The organism is Rhodoferax sp. OV413 (genome assembly GCF_900104385.1).
GTDB lineage: Bacteria > Pseudomonadota > Gammaproteobacteria > Burkholderiales > Burkholderiaceae_C > Rhodoferax_B.
Genome location: NZ_FNJA01000003.1, coordinates 286295 through 305952 on the forward strand (window position 1 = coordinate 286295; position 19658 = coordinate 305952).

The following is a 19658-nucleotide window of genomic DNA, read 5'->3' on the forward strand; positions in this document are numbered from 1 at the left end:
GTTCAGAAATCTAGCCGGCACATTCACTTCGCAATCCATCCATGAGCTACGAAAACTATGAAATTACGCAAGGCTGGGATGAAGCTGCATTTGGTTCCTTTACTTCGGAACAGGCGGCTTACTACAGTGCCGAATTAAAGCGATATGGATTGACCGCCTCACAGCATCTGCACGTGCTGGACATTGGATTTGGCAATGGTGCATTTTTAGGATGGTGCCGCAATCAAGGTTGGCAATGCGATGGAGTCGAAATTAACGACAGATTGATTGCCCGGGCCGCCAAGCATGGCTACGTAGCCAGGAATAACGTCAGCGACTTCTCTTTCAACTCACTACAAAAACCATACGACTTAATTACAGCCTTTGACGTACTGGAGCATATCGACCGCAACTCACTCGTTGCTTTTTTAAGTTCTTTGGGCAAGATCTGCAACCCGCAAACATTGTTGATGTTGAGGTTCCCGAATGGCGACAACCCATTTTCGATGCCTATACAAAATGGCGATGTCACCCATACAACGGCGATAGGCCAAATGATGCTCAGGCAAGTCGCCCAACTAGCTGGTTTCGAAGTCATCGCACTAGGTGGTCCATGTCAGCCAGTGCAAGGAACCAGCATGCCCCGGCGCCTTCTCCTTGCAGTTGGAAACCCCGTTCGCTGGGCCGTTGGCACGGTCATCAAGCATCTGTTCATGGGCGGAATGCCCGTCACCTTCTCCCCTAATCTCTTGGCTGTGCTACGAAGAAGCAATGCAACAACTGCATCCACATGTCTCGATTAAGCAATTACGGACGGTGGATATACGGGCTACCTGGATCTTTACAAACCTATCTGGCAAAACGCCCCGGTGCGTTCCTGTTTGCAGCCAATTCGCTTTGGCTCCTATTCGACAAATTAATCCGCTTGGTACTCGCACTCACCGTAGGTGCCTGGGTAGCCCGCAACCTTGGTCCGCATGCCTTTGGAGAACTGGCCTACGCCATCACCTTCATCGCGCTCTTCCAAGGAATTGCCAATTTAGGATTGGACGGAATCGTAGTTAGAGACCTGGCACGTAATCCGGGTCATGCAGCACTCATACTGGGAACGGCCTTCCGACTAAGGTTATTAGCAGGCCTGTTGTGTTGGCTTATTGCCATCGGCAGTATCTGGGTATTGCGCCCCGACGACAACACGGCGCTTCAAATGGTTGCGCTTATCGGCATGAGCCTGGTATTTCAAAGTGCTGACACCATCGACTTGTGGTTTCAATGCCAAGGCAAAAATAGCCGCACCGTTGCAGCAAAACTTGTCTCATATGCGATAGCCAACTCGGCACGCATCGCATTCATTGTGTTGGATGCGCCCTTGTGGATGTATGCCCTGGCAACCCTGTTGGATGCCGTCTTGTTGGCCATAGCCCTTGCGGGTATCTACAGAAGATTTCCAACCGCCCAGCGCTGGCATTTCAACCTTCATGTTAGCAAAGAACTTTTAAGTCAATCCTGGCCGTTCATGCTGAGTGGATTGGCTGCATTGCTATATATGCGGATCGATCAAATCATGATCCGCGAAATGCTAGATGAAACCGAGCTTGGTTTTTATTCGGCCGCAGTTTCTCTATCTCAAATATGGAATGTCATTCCCATTACCTTGGCCACAGCGCTTGCACCCTACATTGCGAGAAAAAAACTCGACAACGAAGATGCATACATGCACGCCATATTTTTGATGTTTCGCGTCTTCGCCGCCCTGTCTACTGCAATCGCACTCACCGTAGCCCTGTTATCCGGAGTCATCATTGAGCTGATGTATGGCCCCAGATACGCAGCTTCAGCTCACGTTCTCACCATCCACATATTCTCCAATATATTTATATTCATGGGAGTCGCGCAAGGTTTATGGCTCATCAATGAGGGAAAAGGAAAATTAACCCTTTACCGAACGGCTTTAGGAGCCGTCGTCAGCATAGTAGGCAATTACCTATTAATCCCCCAAATGGGCATACAAGGCTCCGCCTTCATCACGGTACTAGCGCAATTTTTCTCTGTAGTGGCATCGAATGCATTTTTTGCTCCGCAGATACTTAAATTGCAACTACGGGCTTTTTGGCCTACGCGATGGCGAACGCCCACTGCATAGCAAACAATCACAGCCATCTTGCGCTGCTATGGCGTGAAAGAAGCCATCGTGTACATCAACAACACCCTGGACCCACCTAAGTGATCGATATATCCGCTCTGACCAAGCCATCCGACTTGCGCCCCTTGATCTTCTGGGAGGGATTCCCCCCCTGCGGTCTGATGACCAAACAAGTGGTTGACCTGTTCGGAGGCCAGTTGGTCTTGTTAGGAACCCGCGCAGCCGTTCCATTCGAAGGGCTTGAAGACCTGCTTGGCCACCAGGTTGAATGGCTTGCACATCCCGACGACATCTGGGAGCGAAGGCATGAGTTCGCCGACCGCAATCTCATCATTCACACTGGCTGGGCACACAAGGGTTGGTTGCGTTTTGACCGATGGATGCGCCAACGCGGGGCCAAAGTTATCGTTGCCGTCGACAACAGTTTCAAAGGCAATCTGCGCCAAATCGCGGGCGCACTGTGGTTTCGCCTCTGGCTAAGGCAGCATTTCGATGCGGCCCTGGTTCCCGGGCATTCTGCGACTAAGTTAATGCGCTTTCTGGGCATGCCTGCCGATCGCATTTTTACCGGGTATTACGGCGCATTCGAGAGCATATATACAGTGGGCCCGACCATATCGGATCGGCAGAAGGAGTTCCTGTTCGTAGGCCAACTGATTCCCCGCAAAGGGGTTGATATCCTGCTGGAAGCATTTAGACAATATCGACAGTCTGGCGGAACTTGGACTCTGCGCATCTTGGGCAACGGCCCCATGCGAGACCAATGCCATGGGGATGGCATCGTATTTGAAGGATTTGCGCAAGCCAGAGTGACGGCGCAACGCATGCAAGAAGCCCGTTGCCTGGTACTACCCAGCAGGGAGGACCACTGGGGTACCGTCGTTTGTGAAGCGGCCGCCAGCGGCAGCCTGCTCATCACCTCGCGCTGGGTGGGCGCATCAGACGACCTCGTTCGCTCGGGTATCAATGGATTTGTTTTCCACGACATGTCCGCCGAGGCTCTGGCCCAGGCGCTGCAACAGGTCGCGAGCTGGGACCACGCCAGACTGCAATATGCCCAGAACGTGTCTCTGGGTTTGGCACAGGGGTACACCTCCGCCGCTTATAGTTCGGCCTTCCACACCCTGGTTGCGCTGCTGCATACGAAATCTCCTGCTTGATTTCAGAGCGATGCAAGTCGGCAGCAACACACTCGCCCATCCCCAAAGTAAAAGTTAGCACCTGACTTCTTAGCCGTATTTATGCGCGTAAATTTCGACTCGCAGATTTTTTGCTCCCAGGCTGTCGGGGGCATTTCTCGCTACTTTGCCAGCATCGCCAAGGAAATGCATGCTCGCGCCGACGTACAAGCAAAAATCTTGGCCCCCTTGCATTGCAACGAATATCTGAAGGCGTTGCCCGATGATTTGCTATGCGGGGCAAAAACGCCTGCGACCGATGCACCCCAGCCATTGTTCCGGGCTGCCAGCTTGCTCGGCGCCGGATTGATACAGCGCTACACAGGTTCCGACATCCTGCACAGGACCTACTACTACCCCTACTGCCATCTACCGGGGCCGGCAAAGAACGTACTCACGGTTTACGACATGATCCACGAGAAGTACCCACAGCACTTCTCTCCACGCGACCCGATTGCCCGCTGGAAAAAGCGCGCAGTGGCCCATGCCGACAAGATCATCTGCATCTCCGAAAACACCCGTAAAGATCTGCTGGAGCACTACAACAACATACCACCCGAGCGCGTATCGGTTACGCACCTCGGCTTCGATGCGCTCGATCAATTACTGCCCAACGAAACCGCCCAGAACTTCCGGACCCGCGCACTCGGAGCCGATACACCCTACATCCTCTTTGTGGGACACAGGGCGGGCTATAAAAACTTTGCAGCTCTGCTCAAGGCCTACAGCGCGTCGCCCCGGCTCACCTGTAATTTTGATCTGCTGTGCTTTGGGGGGGGCGCTTTCAGCGAAGCGGAGCAAGCCTTGATTGCCAGCACACCCGCCTCACACCGCGTACGGCAAATGGGCGGCTCCGACACCGTTCTGGCATCGTGTTACCGCCACGCAGCCTTGTTCGTCTATCCATCGTTGTATGAGGGCTTCGGCATTCCACCGCTGGAGGCTATGTCCATGGACTGCCCTGTGGCATGCAGCAACACCAGCTCTATACCCGAAGTGGTCGGAAATGCCGCGGCATTTTTTGATCCCAACGATATCGACTCCATCCGCCAGGCCCTGGAAGGCGTACTCAATTCAAACGCTGCCTCCACCGAACTGGTCGAACGTGGGAAAGTGTGCAGAAATCAGTATTCATGGCGTCGCTGCGCCGAGGAAACGGTTGGCATCTACCGGGCAACGCTCGCCCAATGAATCTGCCGTTGCCTCCATGATAATCAGCATTATCACCGTCACCTACAACAGCGCCGCCACCATAGCCGATACGCTGCGCTCGGTGGCCAGCCAATCCGGCGTCGAGATTGAACATATCGTGATTGACGGGGCATCCAAAGACGACACGGTGGCGCAAGTCCGTCGACATGGTGGCCATGTGCAAACCCTGGTGTCCGAGCCCGACCACGGCATCTACGATGCTATGAACAAAGGTATCGCCGCAGCGACCGGCGATATCGTGGGCTTCCTGAATGCGGACGACCGCTATGCCCACGATATCGTGCTGGCCACCATCCAGCAGATGTTTGGCGACGCAGCACTGGATATCGTTTTTGGCGATGTGGCCTTCTTCCACCCCGCCCATCCTGACCAGCTCATTCGCCGCTACCGCTCCGACCGGTTCAGACCTGGCTTGATAGGATGGGGCTGGATGCCCGCCCATCCCTCCATGTTTGTGCGACGAACTCTTTTCGCAGATGCCGGCAGCTTCAAAAAGAACTACCGGATTGCGGGCGATTTCGAATGGGTGGCACGCACATTCCAGCGTCCAGACCTGCGCTACCGCTACCTGCCGGAAATTCTGGTCCACATGCAGACAGGCGGCGTCAGCACGCGGGGCTGGCGCAGCACGGTGCTGTTGAACCGCGAAGTTATGCAAGCCTGCCGGGACAACAATATCCCCACCAACTGGTTCAAAATCCTGTCCAAATATCCGTTCAAATTATTGGAGTATGTTCGCCCGTGAAAGTACTGGTTACCGGTGCCACCGGACTGATAGGCCGCGCCTTGCTGGCCCATCTGCAAACTTTGCCGCAGTTCATGCCGCGTGCAGCAGTGCGCCAGCTGGTACCCGACCGAATCCCTGCGGGCATAGAAACAGTCCTGGTCGCCGATCTCAGTGCAGACACCGACTGGCATGCGGCCTTGGCCGGCATCGATACCGTCGTCCATCTGGCGGCCCGTGTACACGTTGTGAACGAGCCAGCAGCCGACCCCTTGCTGGCGTTTAGGCAAATCAACGTAGCAGGCAGCACGCGCCTGGCGCAGATGGCCGCGCAGGCCGGCGTCAAGCGCCTGGTCTACATGAGCTCGGCCAAGGTGAACGGTGAGGCCACAGCTGCCCGGCAGGCGTTCAGCGAAAGCAGCCCCGTGGCGCCCCAAGGGCCTTATGGCATCAGCAAACTGGAAACAGAACAAGGCTTGCAGAAAATCGCCCAAACCACCGGCTTGGAGCTGACCATCCTCCGCCCGCCGCTGGTCTACGGCCCGGGGGTTCAAGCCAATTTCGCGGCATTGGCAGCGGCTGTTGCCCGTGGCATTCCTTTGCCCCTGGGCGCCATGGACAACCAGCGCAGCCTGGTATCGGTGGACAACCTGGTAGACCTGATCACCACCGCCCTGACCCACCCCGCTGCCGCCAACCAGATCTTCATGGCCAGCGACGGCGAAGATCTGTCCACCAAAGAGCTGGTGCAACGCATTGCCCTGGCCATGGAGCGCCCAGCACGCTTGTTGCCCGTACCTGCCTGGATGCTCATGGCTGGCGCCGCCATGCTCGGCCAGCAGGGTGCAGCCCAGCGCCTGTGCGGCAACCTGCAGCTCGATATTGCCAAGGCCCGCACCCTGCTGGGCTGGGCGCCGCCTGTCAGCGTTGATGAGGGCCTGCGCCGCGCTGTGGCCGGATACCGCAAATGAAGCGGGCTTTCGATCTGTTCCTGGCCTTGCTGGCCTTGCTGGTGCTGGCGTTTCCTTTGCTACTGGTAGCCCTGGCGGTACGCCTCACCTCCCCCGGCCCGGTGCTCTACTGGTCCAACCGCGTTGGCAAAAACAACCGCATTTTCTCTATGCCAAAGTTCCGTTCTATGCAGATTGGAACGCCGGCAGTAGCTACACATTTACTAGCAAATCCCGATAGCTACCTCACGCCGATCGGCAGCTTCCTGCGCAAAAGCAGCCTGGACGAACTACCCCAGCTGTGGAGCATCCTGAAAGGCGATATGGGCTTTGTCGGGCCGCGGCCGGCGCTGTTCAACCAAGACGATCTAGTGGCGCTGCGCACTGCCAAAGGTGTTCACACCCTGGTGCCGGGCCTGACCGGCTGGGCGCAAATCCATGGCCGCGACGAGCTGCCGATTCCGGCCAAGGTGGAACTCGACGCCTACTACCTGCAGCACCAGTCTTTCCGGCTGGATCTGCAAATCCTGGCCAAGACATTCTTCAAGGTGGTACGCCGCGACGGCATCACCCATTAAAGCCGGGCGGCCGGCGTTTTAGAATCATGGGTTCGGCGCAACCCGCCCTTTTCCATTCCAAACGCCTCCCATGTCTGAAAACACCACCCCTGCCGTAGCCCAAGACGAAAACCAGCTGATCCTGGAGCGCCGCGAGAAGCTCAAAGCCATTCGCCAGCAACAGGTCGAGGGCAAAGGGGTTGCGTTCCCCAACGACTTCAAGCCGACCGACAACGCGGCCAGCCTGTTTGAGCGCTTCAACAGCCAGTCCACCGAAGAGCTCGCAGCACTGGGCGTAACCGCCAAGGTCGCCGGCCGGATGATGCTCAAGCGCGTGATGGGCAAGGCCAGCTTCTGCACGCTGCAAGATGCGTCGCTGGGCGACACCGGCGGCCGTATCCAGATCTACGTCAAGGGCGAAGACGTCGGGCCCGAGCTGTACGCCAGCTTCAAGCACTGGGACCTGGGCGACATCGTGGCTGCCGAAGGCACGGTGTTCAAGACCAAGACCGGTGAGCTGTCGATCCACGCGACCAGCGTGCGGCTGCTCACCAAAAGCCTGCGGCCCATGCCCGACAAGTTCCACGGCATGGCCGACCAGGAAACCAAGTACCGCCAGCGCTACGTCGATCTGATGACCGATGTGGAAGCGCGCAAGCGCTTCCTGGCGCGCAGCAAGGCCGTCAGCGCCTTGCGCGAATTCATGGTGGGCCACGACTTCCTGGAAGTCGAAACGCCGATGCTGCACCCGATCCCGGGTGGCGCCAATGCCAAGCCTTTCAAGACGCACCACAACGCGCTGGACCAGGAGATGTTCCTGCGCATCGCGCCCGAGTTGTACCTGAAGCGCCTGATCGTCGGTGGTTTTGACCGCGTGTTCGAGATCAACCGCAGCTACCGCAACGAAGGCATCTCGGTGCGGCACAACCCCGAGTTCACCATGATGGAGTTCTACGCAGCCTACTGGAACTACCAGGACCTGATGGACTACACCGAAAAGCTGATCCGCGATGCGGCCCAGCGCGCTACCGGTTCGCTGCAGCTCACGTACGCCGGCAAGCCGGTCGACCTGAGCCAGCCGTTCGAACGCCTGACCATCGTCGAAGCCATCCAGAAGTACACCGAAGCCGGCGAAAACGTGTTCGATGCCACCTGGCTGACCAATGCAGTGAAGAAGCTGGGCCTGACCGAGGCCAAGAACAAGCTCGCCGGCCGCAGCCTGGCCAGCCTGCAGGTGCTGTACTTCGAGGAAACCGTGGAAGAAAAGCTCTGGCAGCCGACCTTCATCATGGAACACCCGACCGAGATCTCGCCGCTGGCCCGCGCCAACGACGACCGCCCGGAAGTCACCGAGCGCTTCGAGCTGTACATCACCGGCCGCGAATTCGGCAACGGCTTCAGCGAGCTGAACGATGCCGAAGACCAGGCCGCGCGCTTCCAAGCCCAGGTGAATGCCAAGGACAGCGGCGACGACGAAGCCATGCATTTTGATGCTGACTTTGTGCGGGCCCTGGAATACGGCATGCCGCCCACCGGCGGCTGCGGCATCGGCATCGACCGGCTGATGATGCTGCTGACCGACAGCGCCAGCATCCGCGACGTGATCCTCTTCCCGGCGCTGCGCCGCGAGTCTTGATTTTCACCTTGTAATAGAGCGCTAGCGCAGATAGTACCTGCGCTAGCAGCTATAAAAATAGTAGTGCACACGTGGCTACTACCTACCGCATAAAGATGCGATGGACGGGAGCTAGCGCATGGCTTCCACCGTGTGCGAATCGCCCATAATTCCCAGTCCTACATTCGGAGAATTTATGAAATTTTTGACTTTGGCTTCGTTGGCTGCGAGCTTGGTTTTCTCGGCGCAATTTGCCCACGCGGATGACACCGACAGCTGCGACAAGTTCAAAACCAGCTATGACAAAACTTATTGCGTCGCCAAGTTGTTTTTAGAGTCCGACAAAGAGCTGAACGCCGTGTACACCGAGCTGCGCAAACCGCTCAAAGACAACGTCAAACAGCAGCTGACGGCAACACAACGCGAGTGGATCAAATACCGGGATGCGTCTTGCGAGCGCTCTGGCTCCATCGACGTCAGCTGCAACTACAAACTCAACCGTGAGCGCGCCGAATACCTGCGCGACCGTGCCCGCGAGTGCAAAACCGGCACGTGCAACGACACCGCTATCGCCAAAAAATCGTGGGAATAAGCCGCTTGAACGGATAGGCGGAAACACATGTTGTCGCGCTATTTAAAAGCACGCAGCGCACAGGCATTTTTGTGTCTGTGCGCTTTTTTTACATACGCCGCAGCTTGTGATGCAGCGGACGCACCGCGCACCGCAGACAAACCATTCGTCATCGTTATAGACCCCGGCCACACCCCCAAGCAAGCCGGTGCTTTGGGCGTCAAGGGCATCCACGAAGTCAGCTACAACGATGCACTGAGCGCAAAACTGGCCAAAGCTTTACAGGCCACTGGCGTGCAGGTAGTGCTCACGCGCGCACCCACCGAAGAAATCAGCCTGGACGGGCGCGCCGAACTGGCAAATGCCCGACAGGCAGACTTATTTTTAGCGTTGCACCACGACTCGGCGCAACTGAAATACCTGACCAAGACCCAAGTCAACGGCACACCCGCCTACCAGACGGTTCAGCCGATTGCCGGTTACTCGATCTTTGTGTCCCAACTCAATCCCAGGTTTGCGCAAAGCCAGCAGTTTGCCAAGCTGCTGGGGCAGGCATTGCTCGCACTGGGGCGCCATCCCACGCTGCACCACGCCGAACCCATTGCAGGCGAGAACCGCGAACTTCTCGATGCCCAGTTGGGCATTTACAGATTTGACGAGCTACTGGTTTTGCGAAAAACCACGGTGCCTGCCGTGCTGCTGGAGGTGGGTGTGATCGTGGACGCAGAGGACGAAAAATACGTGGCCGACAACGCCAAGCAAGATGCCATCGTTCAGGCGATCGTGGCAGCTGTCGACAAGTTTCAGCATAGGGCTCTTACCCCAACGCCGAATTAAGCTCTAGCACATAGGTTACCTGGGCTAGCAGCTACAAAATTAATAGTATTTCAGGGCACCAGCCACAGCGCCTGCATGTAGGCCGGCTGGGTCATCAGGTGCTCCCAGTCTGGCGCTGGCGCCGCCGGCAGCAAGGCCTGGCGTCGGGCTTCGCTGGCCTCGTCGGGTTGCCAGCGGCCCTTGAGCTGGGCTTCGGTCATACCGGCCAGCAGGGCATCCACTTCCTGGCCGTCGCCCAGGCTCTGGTTGCACAGCAACACCAGGTCGCAGCCGGCCTGCAGCGCGGCGATGCTGGCATCGGTATAGCTGACGTCCCGGCCGTCGATCTGGCGGGCGCCGGCCATGCTCAGGTCGTCGCTGAAGATCGCGCCCTGGAAGTCCAGCGTGCCGCGCAGAATCTCCTGCAGCCACTTGGCCGAGAAGCCGGCCGGGCGCCGGTCCACCTTGGGGTAGATCACGTGCGCGGGCATCACGCTGCTCAGGCTGGTGTTGAGCCAGCCGTAGGGCGCGGCGTCGTCGGCCAAGATGGTTTTCAGGCTGCGCGTGTCCACCGGGATGTGGGTGTGCGAATCGGCCGTGACGAAGCCGTGGCCAGGGAAGTGCTTGCCGCAGTTGGCCATGCCGGCACGCAACAGGCCGTGCATCAGGCTCTTGGCCAACATACTGGTGACGCGGGCATCGCGGTGGAAGGCGCGGTTGCCGATTACGCTGCTTTCGCCGAAGTCCAGGTCCAGCACCGGGGTGAAGCTGAAGTCCACGCCGCAGGCGCGCAGTTCGGATGCCAGCACATAGCCGCAGGCGGTGGCGGCGTTGGTGGCCTGCAGCGCATCGCGCATCCACAGCTCGCCCAGCACACTCATGGGCGGCAGGTGGGTGAAGCCGTCGGTCTTGAAGCGCTGCACCCGGCCGCCTTCATGGTCCACGCAGACCAGCACGTCCTTGCGGATCTTCTTGATATCGCGGCACAGCGCAGTCAGCTGGTCGCGGTCCTGCCAGTTGCGGGCAAACAAAATAATGCCGCCGGTCAGCGGATGCTTGATGCGCCGGCGGTCCGCCTTGGTCAGGCTGGTACCGGCGATATCGATGATCAGGGGTGCGTGTTGGTGCATGGCTTAAATTTATAGAAATAAGGGCTGTAGCGCATATGTTTCCAGCGCCAGCAGCTACAAACAATATAGCAAACTAGGTTGACGGCATATTAGGTGGTGCTGGCTGCTCGACCACCACAAAGCTGGCGGCGTAGTCGGTTTCGTCGGTCACGGTGACATGCGCGGTCAGCTGGCGCGCTTCAAACCAGGTTTTCAGCTCGCCGTGCAGCACGATGAAGGGCTGACCGCTGGCCATCTTGTCGATCTCGCACAGGCGCCAGGTCATCGGCATGCGCATGCCCATGCCAATAGCTTTGCTGAAGGCCTCCTTGGCGCTGAAGCGGGTCGCCAGATAGCGGATGCCGCGCTCGGGCCAGCGCCCGCTGCGTTCGCGCCAGGTGCGCAGCTCGCCTTCGCACAGCACTTTCTCGGCGAAACGGTCGCCGTGGCGCTCCAGGCTGGCACGGATGCGGCGCACGTCGCAGATGTCGGTGCCGATGCCGTAGATCATGCCTAGGCTCCGGCGGTAAACGCTGCGTCTATGCAGCGCAGATAGTTTTGCACCGTGGCGGCGTAGCCCAGCTCCAGCGCGTCGGCTACCAGCGCGTGGCCAATCGACACCTCTTGCACCATGGGGCAGCCGCGCAAGAAGGTGGTCAGGTTGTCGCGGTTCAGGTCGTGGCCGGCGTTGACTCCCAAATTAATAGCTGCTGCCGCCCGCCCTGTCTGCACGAACTGCCCAAAAACCTCTTGAAAATTCGGCTGACCAAAGGCGCTGGCAAAAGTCTCGGTGTAGAGCTCGACCCGGTCGGCGCCCACGGCCTTGGCCAGCGCCATGGCCTCGGGCACAGGGTCCATGAACAGGCTGACACGCACGCCCAGGCTCTGGGCCTCTTGGATCAGCGGGCGCAGGCGTTCGCCGTCTTGCGCCAGGTTCCAGCCGTGGTCGCTGGTGAACTGGTCTTCGCCATCGGGAACAAAAGTGCACTGCTGGGGCCGGCACTGGCGCACAAAGTCCATCAGGTTCTGGAACGGATTGCCTTCGATGTTGAACTCGCGGTCCGGCCAGGCTTTCAGCAGCGCCGACAGCTCGGTCACGTCGTCCGGGCGGATATGCCGCGCATCGGGCCGCGGGTGCACGGTAATGCCCTGTGCCCCCGCCTGCAGGCACAGCGTGGCGGCGCGGGCCACGCTGGGGATGCCCAGGTGCCGGGTATTGCGCACCAGGGCGACCTTGTTGACGTTGACGGAAAGCGCGATCCGCGCAGAAGAGTTACTCATAGGGCTTGCAAGTCCATCATCAATTGCCGCGTATGCAGCGTTGCCATGCCGCAATGGTAGTGCAGCACGGCGCGCAGCTGGGGCTTCAGCCCGTTCAACACCTCGGCGCAGGCACGCAAGGTGGCAGTAAAGGGTGCGCCCGGCTGCAGCGACTGTTGTAGCGAGGTCCATTGCGCGCCGCTGAGGCTGGCGCGGTCGTCGGCCTGGCTTTGCCGCAAGCCGCCTTCGGCCACCAAGCTGTAGCGGCCTTCGGGCTGCAGGGGCTCAAAAGTCATGGTTTGCACATCCAGCAGGGGCAGCAGGCCGATCTCGCGCAGCAGCAGCAGCTCAAACGCCCGCAGCGCGGGTTGCAGCGCTTCGCCATGTTCGGAGGCCAGCACCTGCACCGCAACGCCGTAGGCATCGAATAAAGCCGTATGCGGGTCATCGCGCGCCAACAGGCGCATCAGCAGCTCGTTCAGGTAATAGCCGGACAGCAGCGCATCGCCGGTCGGCATCACATGGCCACCCACCCATTCGGCGGCTTTGAGGTTGCGGATTTCCGCATCGCCGCCAAACGAGAGTCGCAGGGGTTGCAGCGGCAGCAGGATGGGGCGGAAGTTGGAGGTCGGCTTCTTCACCCCCTTGGCCACAATCGCCATGCGGCCGTGGTGGCGGGTGAAGACCTCCAGAATCAAGCTGGACTCGCTCCAGTCGTAGCGGTGCAGTACGTAAGCAGGCTCGTCATGGAAGCGTTTTGACGCCACGAATCACTCGTAGCCAAAGGAGCGGACTCTTGCCTCGTCGTCGGCCCAGCCGGAACGCACTTTCACCCAGACTTCGATGAACACCTTGGCGTCCATCAGTTTTTCGAGTTCGACGCGGGTTTCCATGCCGATGCGCTTGATGCGCTCGCCCTTGTCGCCGATCACCATGGCCTTGTGGCCATCGCGCTCGACCACGATGGTGGCGGCAATCTTCAGCAGGCGCTTCTGGCCTTTGCGGGCCGGTGGCTCTTCTTCGAATTTGTCGATGATGACGGTCGAGGTGTAGGGCAGCTCGTCGCCGGTCAAGCGGAACAGCTTTTCGCGCACGGTTTCGGCAGCCTGGAACTTCTCGCTGCGGTCGGTGAGTTCGTCCTCGGCATACCACCAGCCCTGCTCGGGCAGGTACTTGGCGCAGATGGCGAACAGGCGCTCCACATCCTTGGCGTTCTTGGCCGACATGGGCACGAATTCGGCGAACTTGTGACGCTCCTGCATGGTTTGCAGCCAGGGCGCGATCTCAGCGCGGCGGTGCACGTTGTCCAGCTTGTTGGCGATCAGCAGCACCGGGATGTCTTGCTTCAGCAGCGACAACACCTTGGCATCAGCCAAAGTGAAGCTGCCGGCCTCGACTACGAACAGGATCAGGTCCACATCGCCGACAGCGCCCAGCACCGTCTTGTTCAGCGAGCGGTTCAGCGCGTTGTTGTGGTGGGTCTGGAAGCCGGGGGTGTCGACGAACACGAATTGGGTGTTGTCACGGGTGCGGATGCCGGTGATGCGGTGCCGCGTGGTCTGGGCCTTGCGCGAGGTGATGCTGATCTTCTGGCCCACCACGGCATTCAGCAGGGTGGACTTGCCGACGTTGGGCTTGCCGACGATGGCGACCAAGCCGCAACGCTGGCCGGTGGAGTCACCACCGGGGGCCAATTTTTTCAGCCCAGCCAGCATGCCTTCCAGGGAAGACTGATCGTCTGGCACATCCGACAGTTCAGTCACGGGGGGGGTATTCGGGGTAGTTGCAGTCATGGGAGAGCTTTCACGGCGACGGCTTGAGATTCAGTTTTACCAGCATGGCAGCGGCCGCCGCCTGTTCGCCAGCGCGGCGCGAGCCGCCAATGCCGCGCTCGGTTTGGCCGAGCTCAACAATTTCACATTCGACATCGAAGGTCTGCCGGTGGGCAGCCCCCAGGGTGCTGACCACGCGGTAGGCGGGTACTTTCATTTTGCGACCCTGCAGCCACTCCTGCAACTCGGTTTTCGGGTCTTTGCCGATGGCCTGCATCTGCGGGTTGATTTCCACCGCCTTGAACAGGCGCTGGACCAGGGCTTCTGCTGCCCCATAGCCGGCATCCAGATACACCGCGCCAATCACGGCTTCCAGGGCATCGGCCAGGATGGAGGGACGCTTCTGCCCGCCAGAACGGGCTTCGCCCTCTCCCAGACGCAGCACGCTGGGCAGATCCAGCCCAACGGCGAGCTGGTGCAAGGTGTCTTGCTTGACCATATTCGCGCGGACGCGGGACAGATCACCTTCGGGCAGATCCTTCAGCCGGGTGTAGAGCATGCCCGCGACGGACAGATTCAGGACCGAATCCCCCAGGAACTCCAGCCGCTCGTTGTGGTCGCTTGAGAAGCTGCGGTGGGTGGTGGCACGCACCAGCAGCTTGCTATCGGAAAAAACATGCTGCAGTCGTTGCTGCAGTGCTAACAGGCCATCGTTCACGCTATTTGCTGGACCCGGTGTACTTGATCAGCAAATACGCAGGGCCGACCAGCTCGATTTCTTTGTTGTAAGCCACCTTGACCACGACTTTCTCGCCGTTCTTGGTGACTTCGAGGTCTTTGCCGGACACCGACGAAATATCGTCAATGGTGGCAGCCTTGTCGAAAATAGCGCGCACTTCGGGCACGGTATTGCCGCTCTGGGCTTTGTTCAGCGCTTTCAAAATCGCCTGGTGTTCGATCACGGTAGGCACCAGCTTGGCGCCCACGACGAACACCGAGACGATCAGCGCTGCGGTCAGCACCAGCCCAATGAAAGACAGGCCGCGTTGTTTGGATTTGAGAGGATGTTTCATGCTATGTCCTTGCGTGCTGTGTCAGGCTAGTTGAATGCACCAATGCGCTTGAGGCTTCCGAAATTCATCCAGACAAAGAAGGCCTTGCCCACGATGTTCTTGTCCGGCACGAAGCCCCAGTAGCGCGAATCGAGCGAATTGTCGCGGTTGTCGCCCATCATGAAGTACTGGCCTTCGGGCACTTTGCAGACCACGCCTTCGACGCTGTACTGGCAGTTCTTGCGGAACGCAAAATCGTCGGCGCCCTGCACGAAGGCCGGACGGTCGTCGTCATTCAGCAGACGGTGCGGCTTGTCGCCGAGCTTTTCTTCAAACTGCTTGAAGTAGCGCATTTGGTCTTCATCAAAGAAGTCGGGCAAGGCCGTGGTGTCGATCACCTTGCCATTGACGGTCAGGCGCTTGTTTATGTAGGCCACTTCGTCACCCGGCACGCCAACCACCCGCTTGATGTAGTCCAGGCTGGGCTTAGGGGGGTAACGGAACACCATCACATCACCACGCTGGGGCGGCGTGCCGTCAGTGATCTTGGTGTTGAGCACCGGCAGGCGCACACCGTAGTGGAATTTGTTCACCAGGATCAGATCGCCCACCAGCAGAGTGGGAATCATCGAACCGGACGGGATCTTGAACGGCTCAAACAAGAAGGAACGCAGCAGAAACACCGCCACGATGACCGGGAACAGGCCGGCCGTCCAGTCCAGCCACCAGGGTTGCATCAGCAAGCGCGCCTGGGCGTCGGGCACTACCTGGTCGACCTGGGTAATACCCATTTTCTTGAGCTCCGCCAGGCGCAACTCAGAGGCTTTTTCGAGATCCAAAGCCGCCTGCTTGCGGCGCGGCAGGAAATAGAACTTCTCGGCCAACCAGTACAGGCCGGTAACCAGGGTTGCCAAAAACAGCAGCAGGGCAAAATTCCCTTCCAGCAGTCCCATGTACCAGGCGCCTCCGTAACCTACAAAAGCCGCCAAAATCATCGCCGTCAAAACTTGCATCAATCTTCCACCTGGAGAATAGCCAAAAACGCCTCTTGCGGCACTTCGACGGAGCCGATTTGCTTCATGCGTTTTTTACCGGCCTTTTGTTTTTCGAGAAGTTTCTTCTTGCGCGAAATATCGCCGCCATAGCACTTGGCGATCACGTTCTTGCGCAGCGCTTTGATTGTCTCACGCGCAATAATGCCGGAACCAATAGCCGCCTGGATGGCCACGTCGAACTGCTGGCGCGAAATAATCTCACGCATTTTGGCCACCACGGCCCGGCCCCGGTACTGGGACTGGCTACGGTGCACGATGATGGACAGCGCATCGACCTTCTCGCTGTTGAGCAAAATGTCGACCTTCACCACATCGGCCGCGCGATACTCTTTGAACTCGTAGTCCATCGAGGCATAGCCGCGGCTCACCGATTTGAGCTTGTCAAAGAAATCGAGCACGATCTCGGCCAGCGGCATCTCATAGGTCAGCACGACCTGGCGGCCCTTGTAGGCCATGTTCATCTGCACGCCACGCTTCTGGTTCGCCAGCGTCATCACCACGCCGACATACTCTTGCGGCATGTACAGGTGCACGGTGACGATAGGTTCGCGGATTTCCTCCATGCGGCTGGAATCCGGCATCTTGGAGGGGTTTTCCACCATGGTGATGGTGCCGTCGGAGCGCGCCACCTGGTAGACCACGCTGGGCGCGGTGGTGATCAGGTCCTGGTCGAATTCACGCTCCAAGCGCTCCTGCACGATCTCCATGTGCAGCAGGCCCAAAAAGCCGCAACGGAAACCGAAACCCAGTGCTTGCGAAACTTCGGGCTCGTAGTGCAGCGATGCATCGTTCAGCTTGAGCTTTTCCAGCGCGTCGCGCAGCGAGTCGTACTCGCTGGCCTCGGTCGGGTACAGACCGGCAAACACCTGGGGCTGGATTTCCTTGAAACCCGGCAAGGCCTCGGCGGCCGGACCGGCATTGTTGGGCAGCTTTTTTTCCAGGGTGACGGTATCGCCCACCTTGGCCGCTTGCAGCTCCTTGATGCCCGCGATGATGAAGCCCACCTCGCCGGCCTCCAGCGATTGACGCACTTCGGTAGCCGGCGTGAACACGCCCAGGTTGTCGGCGTTGTAGACCGCACCCGAGGCCATCATCTTTATGCGCTCGCCCTTGCCCAAACGGCCATCAACCATCCGCACCAACATCACCACACCGACGTAGGAGTCAAACCAGCTGTCGATGATCATGGCACGCAAGGGCGCATCCGGATTGCCCTTGGGCGCCGGCACCTTGGCCACGATGGCCTCCAAAATATCGTCAATACCTAAACCCGTTTTCGCCGAACAGGGAATGGCATCGGTCGCATCGATACCGATCACATCCTCGATTTCAGCCCGGGCGTTGTCGGGATCTGCATTCGGCAAATCTATCTTGTTCAGTACGGGCATCACCTCGACGCCGAGGTCGAGTGCTGTATAGCAATTGGCCACGGTTTGGGCTTCCACGCCCTGGCTGGCATCGACCACCAGCAAAGCGCCTTCACACGCAGACAGCGAGCGACTCACCTCGTACGAGAAGTCCACATGGCCGGGCGTATCGATCAAATTCAGGTTGTAAATCTGACCATCCTTGGCCTTGTAATGCAGCGCTGCCGTCTGTGCCTTGATAGTTATCCCACGCTCTTTTTCGATGTCCATCGAGTCGAGCACCTGGGCCTCCATTTCGCGTTCGGCCAGGCCGCCGCAGCGCTGAATCAAGCGGTCTGCCAGCGTGGATTTGCCATGGTCAATGTGCGCAATGATGGAGAAATTTCTGATGTGATTCATCAACGGGAAGCTTTAAGTGGTTGAATTAAAAAGACGCAGAAACGAAAAAAGGGCGCGTCGATAACGAACGCGCCCTGAACCAACAATCTTTGGCAACTGCGATAGCTGGAACTTCATTGTAGGCAAAAAGGCGGCTTAGCAAAGCCCGCACACTGGCGCAGGTCAGGCGTTGCAAGGCCACAACAGGAATCTTATGCACAACTTATTAACAGCATCGGTGGATAGGTTTCTGGACAACTTGTGGATCGCCTGTGCACCGCACGGCTTCGTCCCGCATTGTGGTTTCCAGCATTTTTGATATGTCCAAAACCTATAGAGCGCGCGTTGGATTCTATCCAAAATCGTTACTAGACGATTTTGAAGTTAGTAATCACAAACATAGAAGCCGCATTTTTAGGCTGCAAGAAATTTTTGTGACACCGGTTTTAGGGGATTTGTAATTCGCCAAAAGCCCCAAATCCGACTCGGAAGGGGGGCTTTTAAACGGTGCGCGCGCTTATTTGGCCGGCCGTATCAACGCATACTGCGCCCATTCGCCACGGCGGAACAACAGGTTTACAGGCTTGGATTTGTCCATTTTGGCAACGGCGGCCTCGAATTCCTTGACGTTATTGACCTCGGTATTGGCAATCGCCACGATCACATCGCCTTCCTTGACGCCCGCACGGGCAGCACCTTCGGTCGCGCTGTCCACCTTGACGCCGCCCTTGATCTTCAGCTCTTTCTTCTGCGCATCGCTGAGTTCACTCACCGCCAAACCCAGCAATTGACCAGCAGACGAGGCCTTGGGCTTGTCTTCTTTGGAGGAGGCCTTCTTGACGGGCTTGTCGTCTTCAATCTCGGCGATCAGCACATTCAGGTCTTTGGAAGCACCGCGGCGGAACACGGTCAGGCTGCTTTTAGTGCCGGGCTTGGTATTGCCCACTAGGCGGGGCAAGTCCGACGATTTCTCGATCGCCTTGCCGTCGAATTTGGTGATGATGTCGCCGGCCTCGACGCCGGCTTTTTCAGCGGGAGAACCGGTTTCCACACCGCGTACAAATGCGCCCTGGGCCTTGCCCAAGCCCACCGACTCCGCGACTTCCTTCGACACCGATTCAATCTGCACGCCGATACGGCCGCGCGACACGCGACCGGAGACCCGCAGCTGCTCGCTCACGCGGGTCGCCTCGTCGATCGGGATGGCAAACGAGATACCCATGAAGCCACCCGAGCGGGAGTAAATCTGGCTGTTGATGCCCACCACTTCACCGCGCATATTGATCAGCGGACCACCCGAGTTGCCGGGATTGATGGCCACATCGGTCTGGATGAACGACAGATAGTCGCCCGTATCGCGCTGTTTGGCGCTGACGATGCCCGCTGTGACGGTGTTCTCGAGGCCGAACGGCGAACCAATCGCCATCACCCATTCACCCACTTTGAGGCGGCCCACATCGCCTACCTTCACCGCGGGTAGGCCGGTGGCGTCGATCTTGACCACGGCCACATCGCTGCGCTTGTCATAGCCCATAATCTTGGCCTTGAATTCGCGCTTGTCGGTCAGGGTCACGATTACTTCGTCTGCACCCTCCACCACATGGGCATTGGTCATGATCAGACCGTCGGAACTCAGGATGAAGCCTGATCCCACGCCGCGCGGGGTTTCTTCTTCGGGCTGCTGTTGCGGCTTGGGCTGGCGCGGGGACTGGCGCGGCACATTCGGCACGGGCACGCCAAAGCGTTTGAAGAACTCCAGCATGTCTTCGTCAATGCCATTGCCGGCAGCCGCCTGGCTGGAGACCTTTTCCAGCGTGCGGATGTTCACCACCGATGGGCCGACCTGCTCGACCAGATCGGTGAAGTCGGGCAAGGTTCGGGTTTGCGCCGACACCGGCGAAACAGGGACCAGCATCCCAA

General features: G+C 58.6%; 20 protein-coding genes. 10 read left to right on the forward strand and 10 right to left on the reverse strand.

Annotated features, from left to right (window positions below; genetic code table 11):
* The first annotated feature begins 41 nt into the window (after positions 1 to 41).
* The 10 genes from BLT66_RS12940 to BLT66_RS12985 all read left to right on the forward strand — a co-directional run bounded on the left by BLT66_RS12940 (position 42) and on the right by BLT66_RS12985 (position 9766).
* Complete coding sequence (locus BLT66_RS12940) at positions 42 to 782, forward strand: class I SAM-dependent methyltransferase (RefSeq protein WP_092758127.1); 741 nt, start codon at positions 42 to 44, stop codon at positions 780 to 782.
* On the forward strand, positions 770 to 2122 hold the full coding sequence (locus tag BLT66_RS12945) for a flippase (protein ID WP_092758128.1): 1353 nt from the start codon (positions 770 to 772) through the stop codon (positions 2120 to 2122). Before BLT66_RS12940 ends, BLT66_RS12945 begins: the two co-directional genes overlap by 13 nt.
* Positions 2123 to 2202: 80 nt before the next feature.
* On the forward strand, positions 2203 to 3282 hold the full coding sequence (locus tag BLT66_RS12950; RefSeq protein WP_092758129.1) for a glycosyltransferase family 4 protein: 1080 nt from the start codon (positions 2203 to 2205) through the stop codon (positions 3280 to 3282).
* A gap of 81 nt (positions 3283 to 3363) precedes the next feature.
* Complete coding sequence (locus tag BLT66_RS12955; protein ID WP_092758130.1) at positions 3364 to 4491, forward strand: glycosyltransferase family 4 protein; 1128 nt, start codon at positions 3364 to 3366, stop codon at positions 4489 to 4491.
* Complete coding sequence (locus BLT66_RS27185) at positions 4460 to 5257, forward strand: glycosyltransferase family 2 protein (protein ID WP_255406891.1); 798 nt, start codon at positions 4460 to 4462, stop codon at positions 5255 to 5257. Before BLT66_RS12955 ends, BLT66_RS27185 begins: the two co-directional genes overlap by 32 nt.
* Positions 5254 to 6207 (forward strand): NAD-dependent epimerase/dehydratase family protein, encoded by a 954-nt coding sequence (locus BLT66_RS12965; protein ID WP_255406892.1) that lies wholly within the window; start codon positions 5254 to 5256, stop codon positions 6205 to 6207. The genes BLT66_RS27185 and BLT66_RS12965 overlap by 4 nt, the downstream gene beginning before the upstream one ends.
* Positions 6204 to 6764, forward strand: coding sequence for a sugar transferase (locus BLT66_RS12970; protein WP_092758132.1), 561 nt, complete (start codon positions 6204 to 6206; stop codon positions 6762 to 6764). Before BLT66_RS12965 ends, BLT66_RS12970 begins: the two co-directional genes overlap by 4 nt.
* 70 nt (positions 6765 to 6834) lie before the next feature.
* A complete protein-coding gene (gene lysS, locus BLT66_RS12975; protein ID WP_092758133.1) occupies positions 6835 to 8379 on the forward strand; it encodes a lysine--tRNA ligase in 1545 nt (514 codons plus the stop codon).
* Positions 8380 to 8497: 118 nt separating this feature from the next.
* Positions 8498 to 8950, forward strand: a complete 453-nt coding sequence (locus BLT66_RS12980) for a lysozyme inhibitor LprI family protein (RefSeq protein WP_092758134.1) — start codon at positions 8498 to 8500, stop codon at positions 8948 to 8950.
* Between the two features lie 27 nt (positions 8951 to 8977).
* A complete protein-coding gene (locus BLT66_RS12985; protein WP_092758135.1) occupies positions 8978 to 9766 on the forward strand; it encodes an N-acetylmuramoyl-L-alanine amidase family protein in 789 nt (262 codons plus the stop codon).
* A gap of 50 nt (positions 9767 to 9816) precedes the next feature.
* Here the strand turns inward: BLT66_RS12985 and nagZ are convergent, their stop codons facing one another.
* The 10 genes from nagZ to BLT66_RS13035 all read right to left on the reverse strand — a co-directional run bounded on the left by nagZ (position 9817) and on the right by BLT66_RS13035 (position 19653).
* Complete coding sequence (gene nagZ, locus BLT66_RS12990) at positions 9817 to 10875, reverse strand: beta-N-acetylhexosaminidase (protein ID WP_092758136.1); 1059 nt, start codon at positions 10873 to 10875, stop codon at positions 9817 to 9819.
* Positions 10876 to 10948: 73 nt separating this feature from the next.
* A complete protein-coding gene (gene acpS / locus BLT66_RS12995; protein ID WP_092758137.1) occupies positions 10949 to 11365 on the reverse strand; it encodes a holo-ACP synthase in 417 nt (138 codons plus the stop codon).
* Positions 11366 to 11367: 2 nt separating this feature from the next.
* Positions 11368 to 12135, reverse strand: coding sequence for a pyridoxine 5'-phosphate synthase (locus tag BLT66_RS13000; RefSeq protein WP_092758138.1), 768 nt, complete (start codon positions 12133 to 12135; stop codon positions 11368 to 11370).
* Positions 12132 to 12881 carry a DNA repair protein RecO gene (gene recO, locus BLT66_RS13005; RefSeq protein ID WP_092758139.1) on the reverse strand — a complete coding sequence of 250 codons (750 nt, stop codon included), beginning with the start codon at positions 12879 to 12881 and terminating at the stop codon, positions 12132 to 12134. Before recO ends, BLT66_RS13000 begins: the two co-directional genes overlap by 4 nt.
* A gap of 3 nt (positions 12882 to 12884) precedes the next feature.
* Complete coding sequence (gene era / locus BLT66_RS13010) at positions 12885 to 13829, reverse strand: GTPase Era (protein ID WP_092758140.1); 945 nt, start codon at positions 13827 to 13829, stop codon at positions 12885 to 12887.
* A gap of 88 nt (positions 13830 to 13917) precedes the next feature.
* Positions 13918 to 14604, reverse strand: a complete 687-nt coding sequence (gene rnc / locus BLT66_RS13015; protein ID WP_092758141.1) for a ribonuclease III — start codon at positions 14602 to 14604, stop codon at positions 13918 to 13920.
* Position 14605: 1 nt separating this feature from the next.
* On the reverse strand, positions 14606 to 14959 hold the full coding sequence (locus BLT66_RS13020; protein ID WP_092758142.1) for a DUF4845 domain-containing protein: 354 nt from the start codon (positions 14957 to 14959) through the stop codon (positions 14606 to 14608).
* 26 nt (positions 14960 to 14985) lie between these two features.
* A complete protein-coding gene (lepB, locus tag BLT66_RS13025; RefSeq protein ID WP_092758143.1) occupies positions 14986 to 15951 on the reverse strand; it encodes a signal peptidase I in 966 nt (321 codons plus the stop codon).
* A complete protein-coding gene (lepA, locus tag BLT66_RS13030; protein WP_092758144.1) occupies positions 15951 to 17759 on the reverse strand; it encodes a translation elongation factor 4 in 1809 nt (602 codons plus the stop codon). Before lepA ends, lepB begins: the two co-directional genes overlap by 1 nt.
* A 496-nt stretch (positions 17760 to 18255) precedes the next feature.
* On the reverse strand, positions 18256 to 19653 hold the full coding sequence (locus tag BLT66_RS13035) for a DegQ family serine endoprotease (protein ID WP_369821597.1): 1398 nt from the start codon (positions 19651 to 19653) through the stop codon (positions 18256 to 18258).
* Positions 19654 to 19658: the final 5 nt, after the last annotated feature.

Excerpts from the sequence above, each read along its gene's own strand:
- acpS (WP_092758137.1), bottom strand. The coding sequence starts at position 11,365 with ATGATCTACGGCATCGGCACCGACATCTGCGACGTGCGCCGCATCCGT.
- BLT66_RS12970 (WP_092758132.1), top strand. The coding sequence starts at position 6,204 with ATGAAGCGGGCTTTCGATCTGTTCCTGGCCTTGCTGGCCTTGCTGGTG.
- BLT66_RS13020 (WP_092758142.1), bottom strand. The coding sequence starts at position 14,959 with ATGAAACATCCTCTCAAATCCAAACAACGCGGCCTGTCTTTCATTGGG.
- era (WP_092758140.1), bottom strand. The coding sequence starts at position 13,829 with ATGCTGGCTGGGCTGAAAAAATTGGCCCCCGGTGGTGACTCCACCGGC.
- BLT66_RS12940 (WP_092758127.1), top strand. The coding sequence starts at position 42 with ATGAGCTACGAAAACTATGAAATTACGCAAGGCTGGGATGAAGCTGCA.
- lepA (WP_092758144.1), bottom strand. The coding sequence starts at position 17,759 with ATGAATCACATCAGAAATTTCTCCATCATTGCGCACATTGACCATGGC.
- BLT66_RS12985 (WP_092758135.1), top strand. The coding sequence starts at position 8,978 with ATGTTGTCGCGCTATTTAAAAGCACGCAGCGCACAGGCATTTTTGTGT.
- BLT66_RS12945 (WP_092758128.1), top strand. The coding sequence starts at position 770 with ATGTCTCGATTAAGCAATTACGGACGGTGGATATACGGGCTACCTGGA.
- nagZ (WP_092758136.1), bottom strand. The coding sequence starts at position 10,875 with ATGCACCAACACGCACCCCTGATCATCGATATCGCCGGTACCAGCCTG.
- lepB (WP_092758143.1), bottom strand. The coding sequence starts at position 15,951 with ATGCAAGTTTTGACGGCGATGATTTTGGCGGCTTTTGTAGGTTACGGA.
- BLT66_RS12980 (WP_092758134.1), top strand. The coding sequence starts at position 8,498 with ATGGCTTCCACCGTGTGCGAATCGCCCATAATTCCCAGTCCTACATTC.
- lysS (WP_092758133.1), top strand. The coding sequence starts at position 6,835 with ATGTCTGAAAACACCACCCCTGCCGTAGCCCAAGACGAAAACCAGCTG.
- BLT66_RS13000 (WP_092758138.1), bottom strand. The coding sequence starts at position 12,135 with ATGAGTAACTCTTCTGCGCGGATCGCGCTTTCCGTCAACGTCAACAAG.
- BLT66_RS12955 (WP_092758130.1), top strand. The coding sequence starts at position 3,364 with ATGCGCGTAAATTTCGACTCGCAGATTTTTTGCTCCCAGGCTGTCGGG.
- BLT66_RS13035 (WP_369821597.1), bottom strand. The coding sequence starts at position 19,653 with ATGCTGGTCCCTGTTTCGCCGGTGTCGGCGCAAACCCGAACCTTGCCC.